The 19,069-nt window shown below is 72.3% G+C and carries 18 protein-coding genes; 6 read left to right on the forward strand and 12 right to left on the reverse strand.

Features of this window, described 5'->3' with window-relative positions:
- Positions 1-5: 5 nt before the first annotated feature.
- Genes ACFV9D_RS04895 through ACFV9D_RS04910 form a run of 4 tightly spaced genes read right to left on the reverse strand, consistent with a single transcriptional unit; the run spans position 6 to position 4,353 of the window.
- Complete coding sequence (locus tag ACFV9D_RS04895) at positions 6-1,265, reverse strand: glycosyl hydrolase (protein ID WP_385140966.1); 1,260 nt, start codon at positions 1,263-1,265, stop codon at positions 6-8.
- Positions 1,266-1,291: 26 nt separating this feature from the next.
- Positions 1,292-2,137 carry a carbohydrate ABC transporter permease gene (locus ACFV9D_RS04900; RefSeq protein WP_385140969.1) on the reverse strand — a complete coding sequence of 282 codons (846 nt, stop codon included), beginning with the start codon at positions 2,135-2,137 and terminating at the stop codon, positions 1,292-1,294.
- Between the two features lie 2 nt (positions 2,138-2,139).
- Positions 2,140-3,012, reverse strand: coding sequence for a carbohydrate ABC transporter permease (locus ACFV9D_RS04905; protein WP_385140972.1), 873 nt, complete (start codon positions 3,010-3,012; stop codon positions 2,140-2,142).
- 57 nt (positions 3,013-3,069) lie between these two features.
- Positions 3,070-4,353, reverse strand: coding sequence for an ABC transporter substrate-binding protein (locus ACFV9D_RS04910; protein ID WP_385140975.1), 1,284 nt, complete (start codon positions 4,351-4,353; stop codon positions 3,070-3,072).
- A gap of 125 nt (positions 4,354-4,478) precedes the next feature.
- Here ACFV9D_RS04910 and ACFV9D_RS04915 point away from each other — a divergent pair, with 125 nt between their 5' ends.
- The 4 genes from ACFV9D_RS04915 (at position 4,479) to ACFV9D_RS04930 (ending at position 9,580) form a co-directional block, all read left to right on the forward strand.
- Complete coding sequence (locus tag ACFV9D_RS04915; RefSeq protein WP_385140978.1) at positions 4,479-5,510, forward strand: LacI family DNA-binding transcriptional regulator; 1,032 nt, start codon at positions 4,479-4,481, stop codon at positions 5,508-5,510.
- 171 nt (positions 5,511-5,681) lie between these two features.
- A complete protein-coding gene (locus tag ACFV9D_RS04920; RefSeq protein ID WP_385140981.1) occupies positions 5,682-8,111 on the forward strand; it encodes a discoidin domain-containing protein in 2,430 nt (809 codons plus the stop codon).
- A 215-nt stretch (positions 8,112-8,326) separates the two neighbouring features.
- Positions 8,327-9,127 carry an HAD-IIA family hydrolase gene (locus tag ACFV9D_RS04925; RefSeq protein ID WP_385140984.1) on the forward strand — a complete coding sequence of 267 codons (801 nt, stop codon included), beginning with the start codon at positions 8,327-8,329 and terminating at the stop codon, positions 9,125-9,127.
- A gap of 108 nt (positions 9,128-9,235) precedes the next feature.
- The gene (locus tag ACFV9D_RS04930; protein ID WP_385140987.1) at positions 9,236-9,580 is read left to right on the forward strand and encodes a hypothetical protein; all 345 of its coding nucleotides are present in this window, start codon (positions 9,236-9,238) and stop codon (positions 9,578-9,580) included.
- 48 nt (positions 9,581-9,628) lie between these two features.
- On the opposite strand, the gene ACFV9D_RS04935 is transcribed toward ACFV9D_RS04930, so the two are convergent.
- From ACFV9D_RS04935 to ACFV9D_RS04950, 4 genes are all read right to left on the reverse strand, one after another.
- The gene (locus ACFV9D_RS04935) at positions 9,629-10,081 is read right to left on the reverse strand and encodes an SRPBCC family protein (protein ID WP_385140990.1); all 453 of its coding nucleotides are present in this window, start codon (positions 10,079-10,081) and stop codon (positions 9,629-9,631) included.
- Positions 10,082-10,175: 94 nt separating this feature from the next.
- Positions 10,176-10,796: a DinB family protein gene (locus ACFV9D_RS04940; protein WP_385140993.1), complete on the reverse strand. Its 621-nt coding sequence runs from the start codon at positions 10,794-10,796 to the stop codon at positions 10,176-10,178.
- 112 nt (positions 10,797-10,908) lie between these two features.
- Positions 10,909-11,613, reverse strand: a complete 705-nt coding sequence (locus tag ACFV9D_RS04945; protein ID WP_385140996.1) for an HAD family hydrolase — start codon at positions 11,611-11,613, stop codon at positions 10,909-10,911.
- Positions 11,614-11,658: 45 nt separating this feature from the next.
- Complete coding sequence (locus tag ACFV9D_RS04950) at positions 11,659-12,141, reverse strand: Lrp/AsnC family transcriptional regulator (protein WP_385140998.1); 483 nt, start codon at positions 12,139-12,141, stop codon at positions 11,659-11,661.
- 309 nt (positions 12,142-12,450) lie between these two features.
- Between ACFV9D_RS04950 and ACFV9D_RS04955 the strand changes: the two genes are divergently transcribed.
- Both ACFV9D_RS04955 and ACFV9D_RS04960 read left to right on the forward strand, forming a co-directional pair.
- Positions 12,451-13,953 (forward strand): FUSC family protein, encoded by a 1,503-nt coding sequence (locus ACFV9D_RS04955; RefSeq protein WP_385141533.1) that lies wholly within the window; start codon positions 12,451-12,453, stop codon positions 13,951-13,953.
- 110 nt (positions 13,954-14,063) lie between these two features.
- On the forward strand, positions 14,064-15,113 hold the full coding sequence (locus ACFV9D_RS04960) for a lactonase family protein (protein WP_385141001.1): 1,050 nt from the start codon (positions 14,064-14,066) through the stop codon (positions 15,111-15,113).
- 94 nt (positions 15,114-15,207) lie between these two features.
- Here ACFV9D_RS04960 and ACFV9D_RS04965 read toward each other — a convergent pair whose 3' ends face one another.
- From ACFV9D_RS04965 to ACFV9D_RS04980, 4 genes are all read right to left on the reverse strand, one after another.
- On the reverse strand, positions 15,208-16,128 hold the full coding sequence (locus ACFV9D_RS04965) for a sirohydrochlorin chelatase (protein ID WP_385141004.1): 921 nt from the start codon (positions 16,126-16,128) through the stop codon (positions 15,208-15,210).
- 87 nt (positions 16,129-16,215) lie between these two features.
- Complete coding sequence (locus ACFV9D_RS04970; RefSeq protein ID WP_385141007.1) at positions 16,216-17,187, reverse strand: N-acetylglucosamine kinase; 972 nt, start codon at positions 17,185-17,187, stop codon at positions 16,216-16,218.
- On the reverse strand, positions 17,184-17,861 hold the full coding sequence (locus ACFV9D_RS04975) for a uracil-DNA glycosylase (protein ID WP_385141010.1): 678 nt from the start codon (positions 17,859-17,861) through the stop codon (positions 17,184-17,186). The genes ACFV9D_RS04970 and ACFV9D_RS04975 overlap by 4 nt, the downstream gene beginning before the upstream one ends.
- A gap of 34 nt (positions 17,862-17,895) precedes the next feature.
- Positions 17,896-18,981, reverse strand: coding sequence for a WD40/YVTN/BNR-like repeat-containing protein (locus ACFV9D_RS04980; protein WP_385141014.1), 1,086 nt, complete (start codon positions 18,979-18,981; stop codon positions 17,896-17,898).
- Positions 18,982-19,069 lie beyond the last annotated feature (88 nt).

Here is a 19,069-nt window from a genome sequence, read left to right on the forward strand (position 1 = left end):
GTTGGTCAGGCCCGGCCGACGTCGTCGACGGTGACCGTCTCGGTGATTCCGCGTGCGGTGAGATGATCGCGGTCGGACGCCCGCGACGCCAGTACGACCGCGGGCCGCGCGCCGTCCGAGGCCAGCCGCATGAACGCCTCGAAGAACGCCCCGCCGGGGGCGCACGTCGAACGCTTCGGCGCCTCGTCCGGCAGGTCCAGGACCAGCGCCGTGGTCCGCGGACGCGGGCGACGACCGCGCGCACGGGCCTCCGTCACGGCCTCGGCCAGCGCCAGGCCGGCCGGCTTCGCTTCCCGATCGGTGGTCAACAGGCCCAGGGTGTACTCGAGTTCGGGAAAGTCGGCGAGCGAGCGGTCCACGTCGTGCGAGCACCACCAGGTGATGCCCCAGAGGTCCGGGCAGTCGAGCGCGGCCTCGACCGTCGTACGGGTGAAGGCGGCCGCCCGGTCGGCGGCGATGTGCGGGGCGGGCGCCCCGACCTCCTGCAGCCACACCGGCCGTCGAGGGTCCTCGGCCCACGCCTTCGACAGCTCGACCAGGTACGCGGCGTGCTGCCCGGTCGCCACGGAGTCGGCGCCGTGACGCTGCGCGGTGCCGTTGAAGACCCAGGAGTGCACGGCGGTCACGGCCCCGAGCCGGGCCGCGTGCGCCGGCGTGAACGGGTGGTCGTCGAGGTACCAGGCGGCGTCGTACTCCGCGTGCAGATGCAGCCGGCCGGGCGCGCCCCGCTCGCACGCCTCCAGCATGCGGCGCAGCCAGCTCTCGGCCTCGCCCGGCGTGATCCGGTCCGGGTCGGGGTGCGGATCCCCGGAGAACTGGTTGATCTCGTTGCCGAGGGTCATGCCGAGGAAATTGGGCCGGTCGGCCAGGGCCGAGGCGAGGGTGCACAGATAGGCGGCCTGGCCGTCCAGCACCTCGGGGTCGGTGAACATGTTGCGCCGGTGCCAGGTCAGGGTCCACGAGGGCCGGAAGTCGAAGCTGGACAGATGGCCCTGCAGGCCGTCGACGGCGACGTCGAGCCCGCGCTCGGCCGCCGCGTCGACGAGCCGCACCAGCTGCTCGACGGCGCGCGGGCGGATCAGGGTCCGGTTCGGCTGGAAGACGGTCCACAGCGGAAAGACCCGGACGTGGTCCAGGCCGAGGGCGGCGATCGAGTCCAGGTCGGCGCGGACGGCGTCGAGGTCGAAGTCGAGCCAGTGGTGGAACCAGCCCTGGCTCGGGGTGTAGTTGACGCCGAAGCGGGGGGCGTCGAGCGGAGGGGTCATGCCCGGCATCGATTCCTTTCCGGAAGTCATCCCTTGATGGCGCCTTCCTCGACGCCCTTGAAGAAGAACCGCTGGAGCGCGGCGAAGACCGCGACGATCGGCAGAAAGGCGATCATGGTGCCCGCCGCGATCAGCCGGGGGTTGGCGGTGAAGGTGCCGTCCAGGTACTGCAGCCCGACGGTCAGGGTGTAGCGCTCGGGGTCGTTGAGGACGATCAGCGGCCAGAGGAAGTCGTCCCAGGCTCCGATGAACGTGAAGATCACGACGACGCTCAGCATGCCCCGTACGTTCGGCAGGCCCACGTGGATCAGCCGCTGCCAGACGTTGGCGCCGTCCACGAGCGCCGCCGCGTCGAGTTCGGGTGGCACTGCCTGGAAGGCGGTGTACATCAGCAGCACGTTCAGCATGGCGATCGCCCCGGGCAGCGCCACCCCGAGGAGGGTGTCCGTCAGGCCCATGCTCCGCACCGTGACGTACTGGGAGACGATCGTGACCTCGCCGGGCAGTACCAGGGTGGCGAGGAAGAGACCGAGCACCAGGCGCACCCCGCGGAAGCGCAGCCGGGACAGCGCGAACCCGGCGAGGGTGGCGCCCACGACATTGCCGGCCACGGCGATCGCCGCGACGGTCAGCGAGTTCAGCGCGTACGTCCACACCGGGATGGTGTCGGCGACCTGGGCGTAGTTGGAGAACGTCCAGTCGCGCGGCAGGAAGTCCGGCGTGCGGGAGTACACGTCCTCGCCGGGCCCCTTGAGGGAGGTGGACAGCTGCCACAGGAACGGGCCGATCGTGAGCAGCAGGACCACGGCCAGAAGCAGATAGCGTGCCGCCTTCGCGGCCGGGGTGGGCGTACCGAATCCCCGTGCGGGCATGGTCAGGCCGCCTTCCGGTTGAGCCGGGCCAGGAGCAGCATCGGGCCGACGGTGATGAAGAAGAGCAGCAGACTGAGGGCGGAGGCGTAGCCGATGTGCCCGGTGAAGCCGCGGCTGTACATCTGGATGAGCATCACCACGGACATGTCCCGGCCGCCTGGGCCGCCGGTGCCGTGGGACAGGACGTACAGCTCCGAGAAGACCCGGAGGGCGGAGACGGATATCAGGACGGAGACCAGCATCATCGTCGTCCGTACGCCGGGCAGGGTGACGTGCCAGAACCGGCGTACGGCGGAGGCCCCGTCGACGGCGGCGGCCTCGTGCAGCTCGCGGCCGACGTTCCCGAGCGCGGACAGGTAGATGACCATGTAGTAGCCGAGGCCCTTCCAGGCCGTGAGTCCGATGGCGCTGAAGAGCAGGAGCCAGCGGTCGGTGAGGAAGTCGACCGGCCGGTCGGCGAGGCCGAGCTGTCCGAGCACGCCGTTGAGCAGGCCGCGGTCGTCCAGGACCCACCCCCAGATCAGTGCGACCACCACGGCGGAGGCGACGACCGGGGTGTAGAAGGCGGTGCGGAAGAAGGTGATGCCCGGGAGCTTCTTCTCCACGAGGAGGGCGAGGAGCAGCGGCAGCAGCGTCAGCAGCGGCAGACAGACGAGCAGATAGACGATGCTGTTGATCAGCGCGTCGATCAACTGCTCGTCGTCCAGGGCTCGTTCGTAGTTGGTGAGACCGGTGAAGCGGCCGCCGCCCAGCGGTTTGGCGTTGGTGAACGACAGGATCACCGTGTTGACGGCGGGCCACAGGTTGAAGACGACGAGCCAGACCACGGCCGGCCCGGCGAGCAGCCACGGGGTGAACCAGCGCCGGTGTGTCATGGGGTGCCTTCCGGGAGGGGTCGGCGGCGCCGGGGGAAGACGGCGCCGCCCACCGGATCAGTCCTTCAGCATCTGGTTGGCGCGGTCGACCGCCGTGTCCAGGGCCTCCTTGGAGCCGGCCTGGCCGCTCAGGGCGAGGGCGATCTGCTGGTTGATCACCGTCTTGATCGCGTCGTTGGCCTGGACGGGCTCGAGCATCGTGGCCTGCGCGAGCGAGGTGAAGGCGGTGACCTTGGCGTCGCCGGCGTTGGTGCCGTCGCTCTTGCTGAAGAAGGGGTCCGCGGCCGATGCCTTCGTGGAGGGGAAGATGCTGGTGAGGCGGGCGAAGGCGGCCTGGTTCTCGGCGTTGGTCACCCAGCGGGCGAGCGCAAGCGCGGTGGCCCGGTTCTTGGTGCCCTTCGAGACCGAGAGGCCCTGGACGTACAGTGGCGGGGTGCCGATGGCGGGGGAGGAGACCACCTTGGGGGCGAGGCTCGGGTTGTCGGTGGCCAGCGAGGTGATGTAGTTGCCGCCGGCGGTGGTCCAGGCGGCCGTGCCGGAGCTGAACAGCTTGGTGTTGCCCGCGTACGTCTCGGTCAGGACGTCCTTGGGCAGCAGTCCCTCCTTGAAGGCGGCCCGGTAGGTGTCGAGGACCGCGGCGGCCTCGGGGGTGTTGAAGGTGAAGCTCGCGCCGTCGTCGGACATCAACTTCACGCCGGCGTTGGCGAAGTCCATGAGTCCGGGTTTGCGGCTCATCAGGTAGACCGAGCCGTTCGACTTCTGCTTGACGGTCCTGGCCGCCGTGATCAGCTCGTCCAGGGTGGCCGGCGGCTTCTTCGGGTCCAGGCCGTAGCGGGTGAGCAGCGTCGAGTTCCAGTAGTTCACGTCGGTGTTGAGGTACCAGGGGTAGCCGTACGTACCGTCGTGCCCGGCGAAGCGGTACGCGGCGGTGCCGCCGGCGACGTAGTCCGTGTCGAGCTCGGCGTCGGCCTTCGCCACGTCGAGCAGCATGTCCTGCTTGACCAGCGGAAGCGCGAAGTCCGGCGGCAGGTTGACCACATCGGGCAGGGTGCCGCCGGCCGCCTGGCTGAGCACCTTCTCGGAGTAGCCGTCACCGGGCTGGTCGAGCCACTCGACCTCGACACCCGGGTGCTTCTTCTCGAAGGCGTCGATCACGCCCTCCATGTACGCGGTGAACTTCGGCTTCAGGGCCCAGGTCTGGAGCGAGACCTTGCCCTTCACCTCGCCGCCGGCCGCCGCGCCCGTGTCGTCGGAGCCGTTCGGGTCGCCGAGGCCGCAGCCGGCGAGCGTCGCCGCGGCGACCGCGGCAACGGCCAGCCGCATCCAGTGGCTTGTTCGCATATGAGAGGTCTCCCGGTCTGTTCTGGCGGAGGAGGCAGAGCTACTAAACCGGTCTAGCGATGGGGGACTATGCTCCCGCTACACTCCGCTGTCAAGACAGTGCGCGAGACCGAGAGGGGCGCTGCGTGGCCAGACCGACGATCGCCGACATCGCCCGCCGGGCCGGGGTGTCCAAGGGCGCGGTGTCCTTCGCGCTGAACGGCCGGCCGGGAGTGAGCGAGGCGACCCGGGAGCGCATCCTGCAGGTGGCCGAGGAGATGAACTGGCGGCCGCACAGCGCCGCGCGCGCCCTGGGCGGTGCCCGGGCGGGCGCGGTCGGCCTGGTCCTCGCCCGCCCGGCGCGGACCATCGGTCTGGAGCCGTTCTTCGGCCATCTGCTGAGCGGACTCCAGGCCGGCCTCTCCGTGCGCGGCACGGCCCTGAACCTGCTGGTCGTGGAGGACACGGCGGCCGAGATCGAGGTCTACCGGCGCTGGACCTCCGAGCACCGGGTGGACGGCTTCGTCCTGGTCGACCTCCAGGTCCGCGACCCGCGCATCCCCGTCCTTGAGGAGCTCGGCGTCCCCACGACGGTCATCGGCGGGCCCGGCCGGCACGGCAGCCTGCCCAGCGTCTGGGCGGACGACCGCGAGGCGATGGTGTCGATCGTCGACTACCTCGCGGCCCTCGGCCACCGCCGGATCGCGCACCTGGCCGGCCTGCCGGCGTTCCAGCACACCCAGCGCCGCATCCGGGCCGTGCGCGACAGCGCCCGGCGCCTGGGCCTGACCGAGGCCGTCTCGCTGCCCACCGACTTCAGCGACGCGGAGGGCGCCGCCGCCACCCGGGCGCTGCTCGCCCGGCCCCAGCGCCCGACGGCGATCATCTACGACAGCGACGTCATGGCGGTGGCCGGTCTCGGGGTGGCCACCGAGATGGGCGTGGCCGTGCCCGGAGAGCTGTCGATCGTCTCCTTCGACGACTCCGCGCTCGCCCGGATCGTCCACCCCGCGCTCACCGCGCTCTCCCGCGACACCTTCGCCCTCGGCGAGCAGGTCGCGCGCGAACTGCTCGCGCTGATCGACGACCCGGCGGCGGCGCGCGACGTCAGGAACCCGACGCCGCGCCTGACGGTCCGTGAGAGCACGGCGCCACCGGCTCTTGACCCGTCCCACTAAAGCCGTTTAGCCTCCCGGGGCGTAACACCCGGCGCGCTCTGCACCTGCCCCACCCGTGCCACGAGCCAGCCGCAGCTCCTGCCGCAGCTCCATCCGCGCCGCAGCCCTCCCGTACCGCCGCACCTCCCGTACGCCCAGCACCCCCACCCTTCCGCTGGACCGGAGTAACGGATGAGACGACACCTCCCCCTTCTGTCGATCGCGGCGCTGCTCGGCGCCCTGTTCGGCCTCGCCCCCCTCACGCCCGCGGCGAGCGCTGAAGCCCCCGCGCGGGCGGCGGCAGCGGGCGACCAGCCGTACGCCTCGTACTGGCACCCGAACACGATCCTGAACTGGGACCCGGCCACCGATCCCGACGCACGGTTCAACCGCTCCCGGGTCCCGCTGCGGCCCCGCGTCTCCGACCCCGCGCTCAAGGCCAACGCCAACGCCCGCGTCGGCGAGGGGAAGATCGCGTCCCTTGTCTCCTTCGGCCCCACCTCGAACAACCCCTCGCAGGGCTCCACGAACCCGCACTACTACGCCTTCGGTCACTGGCAGTACATCGACAAGCTGGTCTTCTGGGGCGGCTCCGCGAGCGAGGGGCTGATCCTCGCCCCCAACGCCACCGTCATCGACGCCGCCCACCGCAACGGCGTGAAGGTCTACGGCACCGTCTTCTTCCCGCCGACCGCCTACGGCGGCCAGATCCAGTGGGTGCGCGACTTCGCCCGGAAGACCGGCTCCACCTACCCCGTCGCGGACAAGCTCGCCCAGGTCGCGCAGTACTACGGCTTCGACGGCTGGTTCATCAACCAGGAGACCGCGGGCGGCGACGCGGCCCTCGCGACCGAGCTGCGCAACGAGATGCGCTACGCCCGCTCCCTCGGCCCGGTCGAGTTCATGTGGTACGACGCGATGACCGAGTCCGGGGCGGTGAGCTGGCAGGACTCCCTGACCACCGCCAACGACTCGTTCCTGCAGGAGGGTTCGCTGCGGACCGCCGACTCGATGTTCCTCGACTTCGGCTGGAGCGCCTCCGGACTGAATTCCTCCCGTACGCTCGCCCGCAGTCTGGGCCGGAGCGAGTACGAGCTGTACTCCGGCATCGACACCGAGGCGAACGGCTCCAACACCTCCGTCCCCTGGGCCTCGGTCTTCCCCGCCGGACAGCCGCACGTCACCTCCCTCGGTATCTACCGGCCGGAGTGGACCTTCACCTCGTCCAGCGGGCGGGCCGACTCCCATGCCCGCGAGGCCCGTTACTGGGACGGCGCCAACGGCGACCCGTCGAACACCACGACCACCTCGGCATGGAAGGGACTCGCCCACTACGTCCCGGAGTCCTCGCCCGTCACCGTCAAGCCCTTCGTCACCTCCTTCGGCGCGGGCCAGGGCGACTTCTTCCACTCCGGCGGCGTACGGGTGGCGTCGACCGGCTGGAACAACCTCTCGCTCCAGGACGTGCCCCCGACCTACCGCTGGCTGGTCGGCTCCACCGGCACCAAGGTCACCCCGTCGATCGACTTCACCGACGCGTACGAGGGCGGTTCCTCGCTGCGGCTGACCGGCACCCTTGACGCCGTCAACACCGTCCGGCTGTACCAGACGAAGCTGCCGGTCGCGGCCGACACCAAGCTGTCCGTCGTCGTGAAGACCCCGGCCGCAGGACCCACCCGCCTCAAGGCCGCGGTCTCCTTCACCGACGCGCCGACCACCTTCACCACCCTCGACCTCGGCTCCACCGGCACGAGCGGATGGGAGCGCAAGACCCTCGACCTGTCCGCCTTCGCCGGCCGCACCATCGCCCAGATCGGTCTGCAGACCACCGGGACCGTCGCCTCCTACGACGTGAAGGTCGGCCAGATCGCCGTCTACGACGGAGCCGTGGACACGGCGGCCGCGCCGACCGCCGTCACCGTGCTCGGCGCCACCGATCTGAGCCTCACGCGCAAGTCGCTGCGTCTGTCCTGGACGGCGTCGGCAGCGGGCTCCGTCCACCACTACGAGGTGTACCGGCGCAACACCGACGGCAGCCGCACCTTCCTCGGCGCCACCCCCAACGACGCCCTCTTCGTCCCGCAGCTCGACCGGGTCGGCACGGAGACCACGACGACGCTCGACGTCGAGGCCGTCTCCACCGAGTACGGACGTTCGCCGGCCGCCACCACCACCGTCGGTTGGTCCGGCGCGACCGAGTCCAACCTTGCACTGAACCGGTCGGCCACCGCCTCCGGCCAGTGCAACGCCACCGAGACCCCGGCGAAGGCCGTCAACGGCACCGTCTCCGGCGGCAACGGCGACAAGTGGTGCACCACCACCGCCGCCAAGTGGCTGGAGGTCGACCTCGGTTCGGTCCGTACGCTGGACCGGCTCGTCGTGAAGCATGCGGCCGCGGGCGGCGAGAGCGCGTCGTGGAACACCCGGGACTTCACCCTCAAGGTACGCGGATCCACCGCCGACCCCTGGACCACCGCCGCCACGGTGACCGGCAATACGGCGGCCACGACCACACACCCCGTGGCCGCGTCGGCGCGCTACGTCCGCCTGGAGATCACCACGCCCACCCAGACCACCGACCCCGCCGCAAGGATCTACGAGTTCGAGGCATGGGGGTCTTGACGGGGGCGAAATAAGGAGGAAAATCCCTAATACACCAGAAAACCAGAGCGAGCCGCACCCGTCGGAGAAGACGTTCACCGACCCGCGTGACCCACTCGCTGGCTCTGGCCAGGCCCCCGGCAGATCCTCCCGGATCTCAGGGCACTCAGCGACGGCTGAGGAGCCCGAGTGCGGAGACGGACTACCGGGGACTGCTTGTGTGGAGGCTTCTCCCCGTGTCCCGTATCCGAGCGGCCCTGATCGACATCGACGGTGTGCTCACCGTCTCCTGGAAGGCGCTGCCGGGCGCCGTGGCTGCCATGGAGCGGCTGCGGACCCGGGGCGTCCCGTTCGCGCTCGTCACCAACACGACCTCGAGGACCCGCGCCTCCGTCGCCGCGAGACTGGCCGGGGAGGGCTTCCCCGTCGGTGTCGACGACATCCTCACCGCGCCCGCCGCCACCGCGGCCCATCTGCGGGAGCACTATCCGGGCGCGCGCTGTCTGCTGATCAACACCGGGGACGTCCGCGACGACCTCGCCGGCCTGACGCTCGTCGACGAGGGTGGCCCGGCGCCGGACGTGGTCGTCCTCGGCGGCGCGGGCGACACGTTCGGCTACGCCACCCTCAATCGCGCCTTCCGTCATGTCCTCGGCGGCGCACGGCTCGTCGCCATGCACCGCAATCTGTACTGGCGCACCGCCGACGGGCTCGACCTCGACACCGGAGCCTTCCTCCTGGGTCTGGAGCAGGCGGCCCGCGTCGAGGCGGAGATCACCGGCAAACCCTCCGGCACGTTCTTCGCCACCGCCCTCGCGCACCTCGGCGTCCCCGCGGGCGAGACGCTCATGGTGGGTGACGACATCGAGTCCGACGTCCTCGCGGCCCAGCGCTGCGGCATCACCGGCGTGCTGGTGAGGACCGGCAAGTACCTGCCAGAGACCCACGCGTCGGCCACCGGCGAACCGGACCACGTGCTGGATTCCTTCGCCGATCTCCCGGAGCTGCCCGAGCTACTCCGAACGGGCGACGGCTGATCGTTTCCGCAGGTCAGTACCCGTGTACGCGTGCCGGCCCCGGGGGAGGGAGGGCCCGGGGCGGGACACCACTCCGGCCCTGCACCGACGAACGATGGGACGACGTCCATGCGCCTGCGCGCCCTCGCCACCACCGCCGCCTGCGGCCTTGCCGTGCTCTTCGCCGCCGCGCCCTCCGCCTCCGCGGCGGAGGGGGAGTTCAGCTACGTCCACAACGATCCGAGCGGCACGCCGCACCTCGGATTCCTCGCGGACCCGCCGAGCGGGGTGTGCCTGACCCTTCCCGAGGTCGCGGACCCGTGGACCACGCCCGCGCACTCCCCGCGCAACCACACCGACTCCACCGCCACCGTCTTCACCGGCCCCGACTGCGAAGGCGACTACTTCAGCCTCAGGCCGCACGGCGGCCACGCCTCCGAGCGGCTGAAGCTCCGCTCGGTGATGTTCAGCTGATACGGCCACCACGGCCGCCCCGGGGTGCGCCCGGGGCGGTCGGATGGCTCACCGGGTGGCTCCCGCCTCCAGGATGCCCTTGAGTGTCTGCTCGTCCCTTGGCATCTCCTTGCGGACGTGCGGGCGTACGACGAGGGGGACCAGCGCCTTGCCGATGCCGTGGCCCTCGAAGTCGATGGAGAGCGTCAGCCGTGAGTGCTCCCCGTCGTCGATCGGCTCGATCGTGCCCTGGACGTCACCGCGCACCGGACCGTCGATGCCGTGGATGTGCCAACTCCTGGGCGGGTCGAGGTCGATGACCTGCATGATCGTGACCATCTGCCGACGCCCGATTTGCCGCGTCACGGCGACCTTCGCGCCGACGCCGATGGGTTCGCTGCCCAGGAGGCGGACCGAGACGGCGCTGTCCTGCCAGTCGGGAAGATGGGTCGGGTCGGTCACGTAGGTGAAGACCTCCTCGGGGCTGCGGGAAATGTCGATGGATTCCTTGATGGCAGACATTTCGCCCTCTTTGTTTGTCTTCGGCGTGCCTGTTGTTATTTCATACAAATAATCCCATGGGTGGGGGATCGTCGCCATCGAGTGCGCGGGCCGGCTACGCGGTGCGGGCCCGGTGGAGGTCTCGTAGCAGCGCGATCTCGGCGCCGTGGTGCAGCAGTTCCTGGTTGACCCACCACACGGTGTCCAGGAAGGGATCCTCCGGATCGCTGCCGTGCGGATAGGTGCTGTGCCCCACGGTGTCGAGCGCCTTGTCGTCGGCGGCGAGCAGCGCCTCCCGCCAGGCGCTCGCCGCGGCGTCGAAGTCCGCGATGGCGGACGCGGCGTCGCCGCTGCTCCGGTAGTCGTCACGGGTCAGGCTGTGGGTGCCGTTGGTGTGGTCCGCTCGGAGCGCCATGAGCTCGCTCAGGTGGCTCAGCCGCCAGGCGATCGTGGTGAACGGCGGTGGAGTCGGGTGCGGGGGCGGGGTGGCGTCCCGCCCCCAGTCGCCCGTGCCGGTCAGGACGGTCGCCCGCGGGCCCGGGCCGTCGGTGCGGCGGCGCACCGACCAGCAGCCCGGAACGGGCTCCCAGAGGTACTCCTCGTCGGTGAGCGGTGCGGCCGCGACGTCCGTGCCGTTGCCGCTGTCCACGAACGGCCCCGCCATGCGCTGTCGGAGCCGCAGCCGCGCGAAGTCGAACTGGTCGAGGAGCGGGATCAGACGGGGCGGCAAGGACATGGCATCTCCGGGGTGCGGCGGGACGAACTTCCGTACCCTGCCACGACGGCGCCGCACGGCGCCCGGATTTTCTTCTCCGCCAGTGGCGCACGCGCCGCGGAGGGCAGAAGGCCTACGGGAGGTCCGCGTGCCCGTTCGGCAGGTCGAGCCAGCTCAAGGCCGCCTCGGCGGTGAACTCCGCCTGCCCGCCCCGGAACAGCAGATCGGCCGCGCGGAACGCCGGATCGTCCACCGTCGCCGCCACGTACGGGAGCGCGACGCACCGCATCCCCGCCGCCCGCGCCGCCTCCGCGCCCGGGGCCGCGTCCTCGAACACCACGCACCGCGCCGGCTCGGCCCCGAGGCGGCGCGCCGCTTCCAGGAAGACGTCCGGCTCCGGCTTGCCGCGCCCGACCTCCTCCGCCGAGACCAGTGTGGTCAGCAGTGCGTCGAGGCCCGTTCCGCCGAGCACCGCCTCGATCGCCGCGCGCGACGAGCCGGAAGCCACCGCCATCGGCACCCCCACCGCGTACAGCCGCTCCACGAAGGTCCGCATCTGCGGATAGACCGGGGTCGAGGTCCGCGCCAGCTCCAGATAGTGCCGGTTCGTGGCGTCGAGCAGCTCGTCGACGGGCGCCTCGATCCGGTACCGCGCCCCGAGGATCTCCAGCGTCTCCCGCGTCCCGATCCCGATGAAGCGGGTGTGCCGCTCCCAGTCGAAGTCCGTGTCCCCGGCGAACTCCGAGAGGGTCCGCCGGGTGGCCTCGTAGTAGTTCGGTTCACTGTCCACCAGCGTTCCGTCGAGATCGAAGATGACCGAAGTGCGCCGAGTGCTCATGGGGTCAAGGATCTCAACCCGGGATCAAAGGATCTCAACCCGGGATCAACCGGGCCGGACCGATGCCCGCCCCACCGACTCCACCAGGGGCAGCAGCCGGTGCGGAACCCGCTCGCGCAGCGCCATCTCCGTACGGGTGCGGACCACGCCCGGCAGCTGGATCAGGTGCTGGATCACGTCCTCCAGGTGACCGTTGTCCCGGGCCACCACCCGCGTCAGCAGATCCCCGCCGCCCGTGATCGAGAACGCCTCGACGATCTCCGGCACGGCGGCGAGCGCGTCACCGACCTCGTCCAGATGCCCCTGCGTGACCTCGATGTGCACGAACGCGAGCACCGGGTGGCCGAGCGCCGCCGGGGAGAGGACCGGGCCGGTGGCGGTGATCACCCCGTCCCGCTCCAGCCGGTCGATACGGGCCTGCACCGTGCCCCGCGCCACCCCCAGGATCCGCGCGTACTCGCGCACGCTCGTGCGCGGCTGCTCGATCAGCAGCCGAAGGATGCGCGTGTCGAGCTCGTCCACGGCCATGGTCCGTTGGCCTCCTTCTGGCTGCGGTCTATTCACGCCGACTGTACCAATGGCCCACCCCCGCGCCGTTGAGTTGAGCCAGTGGGTGGCCAGGTGTTTTCCTCTGGAAGAGTACGAAGAGATGGCGCCGCGCACGCGCCGGACCGGCGACGCGGCCGGAACCGGACCCGCGGCGCCTTTCCCATGTCCAGGGCCGCCACAAGCAGGCCGGGGCACGAGATCACGCGAAGAGGGTGTGTGTACGTCAGCGGGGGCGGTACGACCGTCGTGAAGCAGCTCCGGGCGGCCGGGCGTCGGCTCGTCCGGCTCGTGTTCGTGGCACCCGACCCCGGCCGGGTCCGGCTGCGGGTCTCCTCGCGCGCCGTCCTCGCCGTCGCGCTCGCCGTCGCCGCGGCCGAGCTCGCCGGGCTCTCCCTCACCGCCTCGATCACCGGCGGTCTCGCCGCGCTGCTCGCGCTCTTCACCGTCGGCGACCCCACCGTGCGCCGCCAGGTCGTCACCACCGCCCTGCTGCCCGCCGTCGGCTTCCCGGTCCTCGCCCTCGCGACCGCCCTGCACGGCGCGCCGCTGCTGCGCGACGCGTCCTGGCTGCTGGTCGTCTTCGCGGGCGTGTACGCACGCCGCTGGGGCCCGCGCGGACAGGCGCTGGGCATCTTCGCGTTCATGATGTTCTTCGTCACCCAGTTCCTGCACGCGCTGCCCGCCCAGCTGCCGGAGCTGTACGCGGCGGTGGCCCTCGCCCTCGCGGCCTCGGCCTCGGTCCGCTTCGTCGCCTGGTGCATCGAGCGGCGCGTCCCGCCGCCCGCCGCACCGACCCCGCTGCCCGGCAGCGGCCTCCACCGGCCCACCACGCGGCAGGCGTTCCAGGCCACCGCCGCCTGCGCCGTCGCGCTCGCCGCCGGCCAGTTCATCTCGCACGAGCGCTGGTACTGGGCCGTCGGCACCGCCTGGTGGATCTTCGTCAACACCGCCTCCCGCGGGGAGACCCTGGTCCGCGGCTTCCGGCGGGTCGTCGGCACGGTCACCGGCATCGCCGCCGGGCTCCTCATCGCGATCCCGCTCGCGGGCGCCCCCGCCCCGACCGCCCTCCTGGTTGCGGTGTGCGTCTTCGGGATCTTCTACACCGCCCCGCTCTCGTACAGCTGGATGATGTTCTTCGTGACCGTCATGGCCGGGCTGCTGTACGGACTGCTCGGCGTCCTGCACCCCGGGCTCCTGCTGCTCCGCTTCGAGGAGACCGCGGTCGGCGCGTTCGGCGCGGCCGTCGGCGTCGCGCTGCTCCCGGTGACCACCCATGCCGCCACCAACGCCTGGATCGAGCGGGCCGTGACGTGCGTGCACGACTGCACCACCGTCGCGGCGCGACGACTCGCCGGTGACCCGCACGCCGACCCCGCGCCGCTCGCCGCCGAGCTCGAGGTGCTGCTCGGCCGGGTCCGGCTCTCACTGGCACCGCTCGTCCACCCGCTGAGCCCGCTGCGGGCCCGCAAGGCCCGCGCCCGCCGCGTCCTCGCCCTGCTCGACGACTGCGCCCGCGAGATCCGCGGGCTCGCCGCGGTCGCCGCCGACCCGGACGCCTCTCACGACGCCCGGCTCGCCGCCGCGTCCTGGCGCGTCGAGGCGGCCGTCCACGCCCTGGTCCCGCCTGCCCGGCCCGGGCGCTCCGCCGCCGTCGCGGCTGCGGCCCTGCCGCCCCACCACCCGGGCGCCGAGGCGGCCCTCGGGCACCTGTACGGCCTCGAACGCGCGCTGGTCGACCTGGCGGCGCCGCTGCGCACCGCGCCGAGCGCCCCGCTCGTCCCCGCGGCCTGACGGAAGGCTCCGTCCGCCGACTTGATCCAAGTTGGTCTAGACCGCCTGCTAACGTCGGCCCCGACGACGCGGGCGGTCGGCCATGACCGCCCGGCGGAGAGGGGAGAGCCATGGGCGGCGACACTGACGCACGGGAACCGGTACGGGCCTTCATCGGATCGTTCACCTCGGCCGGGGGCCGTGGGATCCTCGCCGCAGACGTGAACGCGTCCACCGGGGCCCTGACCGTCACCGGTACGACGACCGCACTCGCGGACCCGTCCTATCTCGCCCTCGCGGGCGCGGTGCTGTACGCCGTCTCCGAGACCGAGGAAGGCGCCGCGGCCGCCTTCGACGTACGCGGAGCAATACCCCGGCCGCTCGGCGCTCCCGTGGCCGTAGGCGGCGCGGGACCCACCCACCTCGCCGTGGCCGGGGGCCACCTCCTCACGGCCAACTACGGCTCCGGCAGCGTCACCGCCCTGCCCGTCGGACCGGACGGCTCCCTCGGCCCGGCCATCGACGTGGTCCGGCACGAGGGCTCGGGACCGGTCGCCGACCGCCAGGGCGGCCCGCACGCCCACCAGGTCCTGTCCGCGCCCGGCGGGCCCTGGGCGACCGCGGTGGACCTCGGCACCGATTCCGTACGGATCTACGCCCTGGAGGTCGGCTCCGGGGCGCTGCGCCCGCACGGGGAGACGATCCTGCGCCCCGGCACGGGCCCGCGCCACCTGGCCTTCCACCCGGCCGGCACCCACGCCTACGTGCTGAACGAGCTGGAGCCCACCCTCACCGTCTGCCGCTGGGACGGGACGGCGGGCGTCCTCGAACCCGTCGGGGAGACGTCCGTGCTCCCCGAGGGCGCCACCCGACCGAGCTACCCGTCCGGGGTGGTCGTCGCCCCCGACGGCCGCTTCCTCTGGGCCGCCGTACGCGGCGACGACAGCATCGCCGTCCTCGCCCTGGACGCGGACGGCGAGAAGGCCGCCCTCGTGGCCACCGTGCCCTGCGGCGGCCACTGGCCCCGCGACCTGGCCCTCGATCCCTCGGGGCGGCGCCTGTACGCGGCCAACGAGCGCTCCGGCGACGTGACCTGGTTCGACATCGACGCGGAGAGCGGCATCCCGCACCGCGCGGGCGCCCTGGACGCCCCGGCGGCCTCCTGCGTGGTCTTCGGCTGAACCCACGGGCCCGTCGGCCATACGCCTGCCGGGCATACGGGAGGGCCCGCACCGGACATGTCCGGTGCGGGCCCTCCCGTATGCCGTGGACCGATCAGACGGCCGGGGCACCCTGCTGCTGGGGGGCGATGCCCAGCGCGGCCGTGTACTGCGAGAGCACCAGCTTGCCGATCGCCGGGTAGGCGCCCAGCGGCTCGGCGGAGGCGCAGTCGGCCTCCTTGGCGGCCGCGTCGAGCAGGCCGTCGGCCAGCTCGGGACCGATCAGGTACGGGGCGAGCGCCAGCTGCACCGAGCCGGAGCCGCGCAGCTGCTCGGCGACCGCGGTGATGGAGCCCTCCTGGTCCAGCGCGGCGGCCATCACCGGGACGGCGAGGCGGGCGGCCAGCAGCATGCCGGTGATGCCGGCGGCCTGGACGGCCTCCTCGCCGCCGACCGTCGCCAGGACGATGCCGTCGGCGGCCGTGGCCACCGTGAAGAGCCGGGCGCGGTCGGCGCGGGCCAGACCGGCCTCCGAGAGGCGCACGTGCAGGGCCTCGGCGAGCAGCGGGTGCGGACCGAGGACGTCCGTCAGCTCGGCGAGGTTGCCGCTGTCCATCACGGCCTGGCGGACGCGCCGCATCAGGGCGCTGTCCGGGCCGGCGAGCAGCGGCACCACGACGGCGGCCGGTCCCTCGGGGGCGCTGACCTCGCGGCCGGCGGCCAGGGCCAGCTCGTACCGCTCGGTGCGCAGCGTCTCGGCCCGCGTCAGCACGGTCGCGAGAGTGGGGTACTCGGCGTCGTCCCCGTCGAGGTAGCCGATCGCGGCTTCCAGGCCCGGCAGCTCGGAGCGGGCGATGCTCACGACCTCTTCGGCCAGCGAGCGTATGGCGGCCGACGGGGTGCCGGGGACGGCGAGGACGAGTGCGGGAGCACCCTCGGGCGCCGCCGCGGGTTCAGGGCGACGGTGCCGTCCGGGCTGGCGGGGTCGCGGCATTCGTACAGGCAGGCCGGAAGCAGGCCCAGTGGGGGAGCTCATGGCGCCGCATGTTACTGGTTTCGCCCGCCGCGCAGTGCGGTGAGGTGCAGCAGAGAGTTATCTGCCCCTCTTTGTCCGAACCGTCGCTTACGAGGTCAAATGAAGCAACTGCGGGTCCGTGGGCAGCCGTAGCGTTCCCGTGGCCAGCGCGGAGGCGAGGAGCAGCGATCCGGCGAGCGGATCCCCGGCCGCCGACGTCGGGCGGGCGTGCGGCAGTTGCTCCGCCAGCTCGGCACGCAGCGGTACGAGCAGCGGATCACCCATCTTGAACAGGCCACCGGTCAGTGCCACTTCGTACGCTCCCGGGGACGGGCACACGGCGGCCGCGGCCTCGGCCACATGCGCGGCGGCCTGGCGCAGGATCGCCGTCGACACGGGGTCGCCGGCCGTGGCGCAGTGGGCCACGTCGGGGGCGAAGGAGGCCAGCACGGCGGGCCGGTCGGGCCGGGGATACAGCGCCCCCGGCAGCCCGGCGGCGGGACCGAACAGCTTCTCGGCCCGCGCGAGCAGCGCCGAGGAACCGCCGCGCCGCCCGTCGAAGGCGCGCATCGCCGCCTCCAGACCGGCGCGGCCGATCCACGCACCGCTGCCGCAGTCGCCGAGCAGATGACCCCAGCCGTCGGCACGGCGCCACGTGGTGAGATCCGTGCCGAGCGCGATCAGGCCCGTGCCGCCCGCGACCACGGCCCCGGGCCGCTGCCCGAGGGCCCCGGCGTACGCGGTGACGGCGTCGGCGGCCAGCGCCAGACGTCGTACGCCCACCGCCCGGTCCAGAGCTCCGGGCAGCACGGCGCGCAGCTCGTCGCCGAGCGTCGCCATTCCGGCGGCCCCGACCGCCAGAGCGACCACGGGCGCGGCCCCGGCGCGGCCCCGCATCGCCTCGACGGCGGGCAGCAGCTGCTCGAGCAAATGCGCTGCCTCGATCCCCCCGGGCCCGGTCCGCACGGGCTCACGGGACGTCACGGTCTCCACGGCGACCCCGTCCAGGGCGCGCGCCAGGGCGATCCGCAGCCCGGACCCGCCCGAGTCGACCCCGACGACCCAGCCGTCGTCCGTCACGGCAGCCGCCAGTCCACCTCCTGCGCCCCCTGGCGCAGAAGCAGTTCGTTGGTGCGGCTGAAGGGCCGCGACCCGAAGAAGCCCCGGTCCGCCGACATCGGGGAGGGGTGCGAGGACTCGATCGCCGGCAGGGCGCCCAGGAGCGGACGCAGATTGCGCGCGTCACGCCCCCACAGCACGGACACCAGCGGCTTCCCTCGGGCGGCCAGGGCCCGGATGGCCTGCTCGGTGACGGCCTCCCACCCCTTGTCGCGGTGGGCGCCGGGCTTGCGGGGCGCCGTGGTGAGTGCCCTGTTGAGCAGCAGCACACCCTGGCGGGTCCAGGGTGTCAGATCGCCGTTCGAAGGGCGGGGCAGCCCCAGGTCGTGGTGCATCTCGCGGAAGATGTTGTCCAGGCTCGGTGGCACGGGGATCACCTCCGGCGCCACGGAGAAGCTCAGGCCCACCGCGTGCCCCGGCGTCGGATACGGGTCCTGGCCGACGATCAGGACCCTCACCTCGTCGAAGGGCTGCTGGAACGCCCGCAGGACGTTCGCTCCGGCAGGCAGGTAGGTCCGCCCGGCGGCGATCTCCTGACGCAGGAAGTCGCCCATAGCGGCGATGCGTTCGGCCACGGGTGCGAGCGCGAGCGCCCACCCCGGCTCGACGATCTCATTCAACGGTCGTGCTGCCACGGGCGTCACTCTACTGGCGCAGCGTGACGGCGCCTCACCCGATCACCGCCGCCCGCACGCAGAGCACGTCCGGCAGGTGCTCGGCCAGGAGCTGCCAACTGTCGCCGTCGTCGGCGCTCGCGTACACCTCCCCGTTGCGATTGCCGAAGTAGACGCCCGCCGGGTCCCCGTCGTCCGTGCACAGCGCGTCCCGCAGCACCGTGCCGTAGTGGTCGCCCTCCGGCAGTCCGGACGTGAGCGCCTCCCAGCTGCCGCCGGCGTCACTCGTACGGTAGACACGGCAGCGGTGCCCGGCGGGCACCCGGTCCTCGTCGGCGTTGATGGGGAACACATAGGCCACATCGGGCCGATGGGGATGCGCGGCGACCGTGAAGCCGAAGTCGGAGGGGAGCCCGGCACCGATGTCGGTCCACTTCGCGCCCGCGTCGTCGCTGCGGAACACACCCCAGTGGTTCTGCAGATAGAGCCGGTCCAGGTCGCCCGCGTCCTGCGCGATCTTGTGCACGCACTGGCCGAACTCCGGGTTCGGATCGGGCAGGAAGACCGCGGACACCCCCTGGTTGGAGGGGTTCCAGCTCGCCCCGCCGTCGCGGGAGCGGAACACCCCGGCCGTCGACACCGCGACCGTCACCGCGTCCGGATCGCGCCGGTCGGTCACGATCGTGTGCACGGCCTCGCCGCCTCCGCCCGGCACCCACCGCGACCGGGTCGGGTGCTCCCACAGCGGGCGGACCAGCTCGAACGAGGCACCGCCGTCCTCGGACCTGAACAGAGCGGCGGGCTCCGTGCCCGCGTAGACGACGTCCGGGGAGTGCGCGGGCGCGGGGTGCAGCTGCCAGACCCGCTCCAGTGAAGCTCCGGTGTCCTTGGGGAACTTGACCGCGGGCTTCGGCGGCTCCGTCCAGGTGGCGCCGAGGTCGTCCGAGCGGAACACGGACGGGCCCCAATGGGAGCTGTCGCCGCCGATGAGGAGCCGGGGCGTGGACCGCCGGGTGTCGATGGCGACCGAGTAGATCGCCTGCGCGTTGAAGTGGGGATCGTCGAACTCCCACCGGCCGTCGCGCCTTCGGCCGATGAACAGACCCTTTCGGGTGCCTACGGTCAGTACTACGTCGGGCATGGCCGACACCTCCAGGATGTCGTTGTCGCGGATACGGGCCAGTCTGCACCCGGCCACTGACAGCGGCCCCCGGAACGGGCGTCTCCCC

The organism is Streptomyces sp. NPDC059875 (assembly GCF_042731085.1).
In the GTDB taxonomy this organism is placed as follows: Bacteria; Actinomycetota; Actinomycetes; order Streptomycetales; family Streptomycetaceae; genus Streptomyces.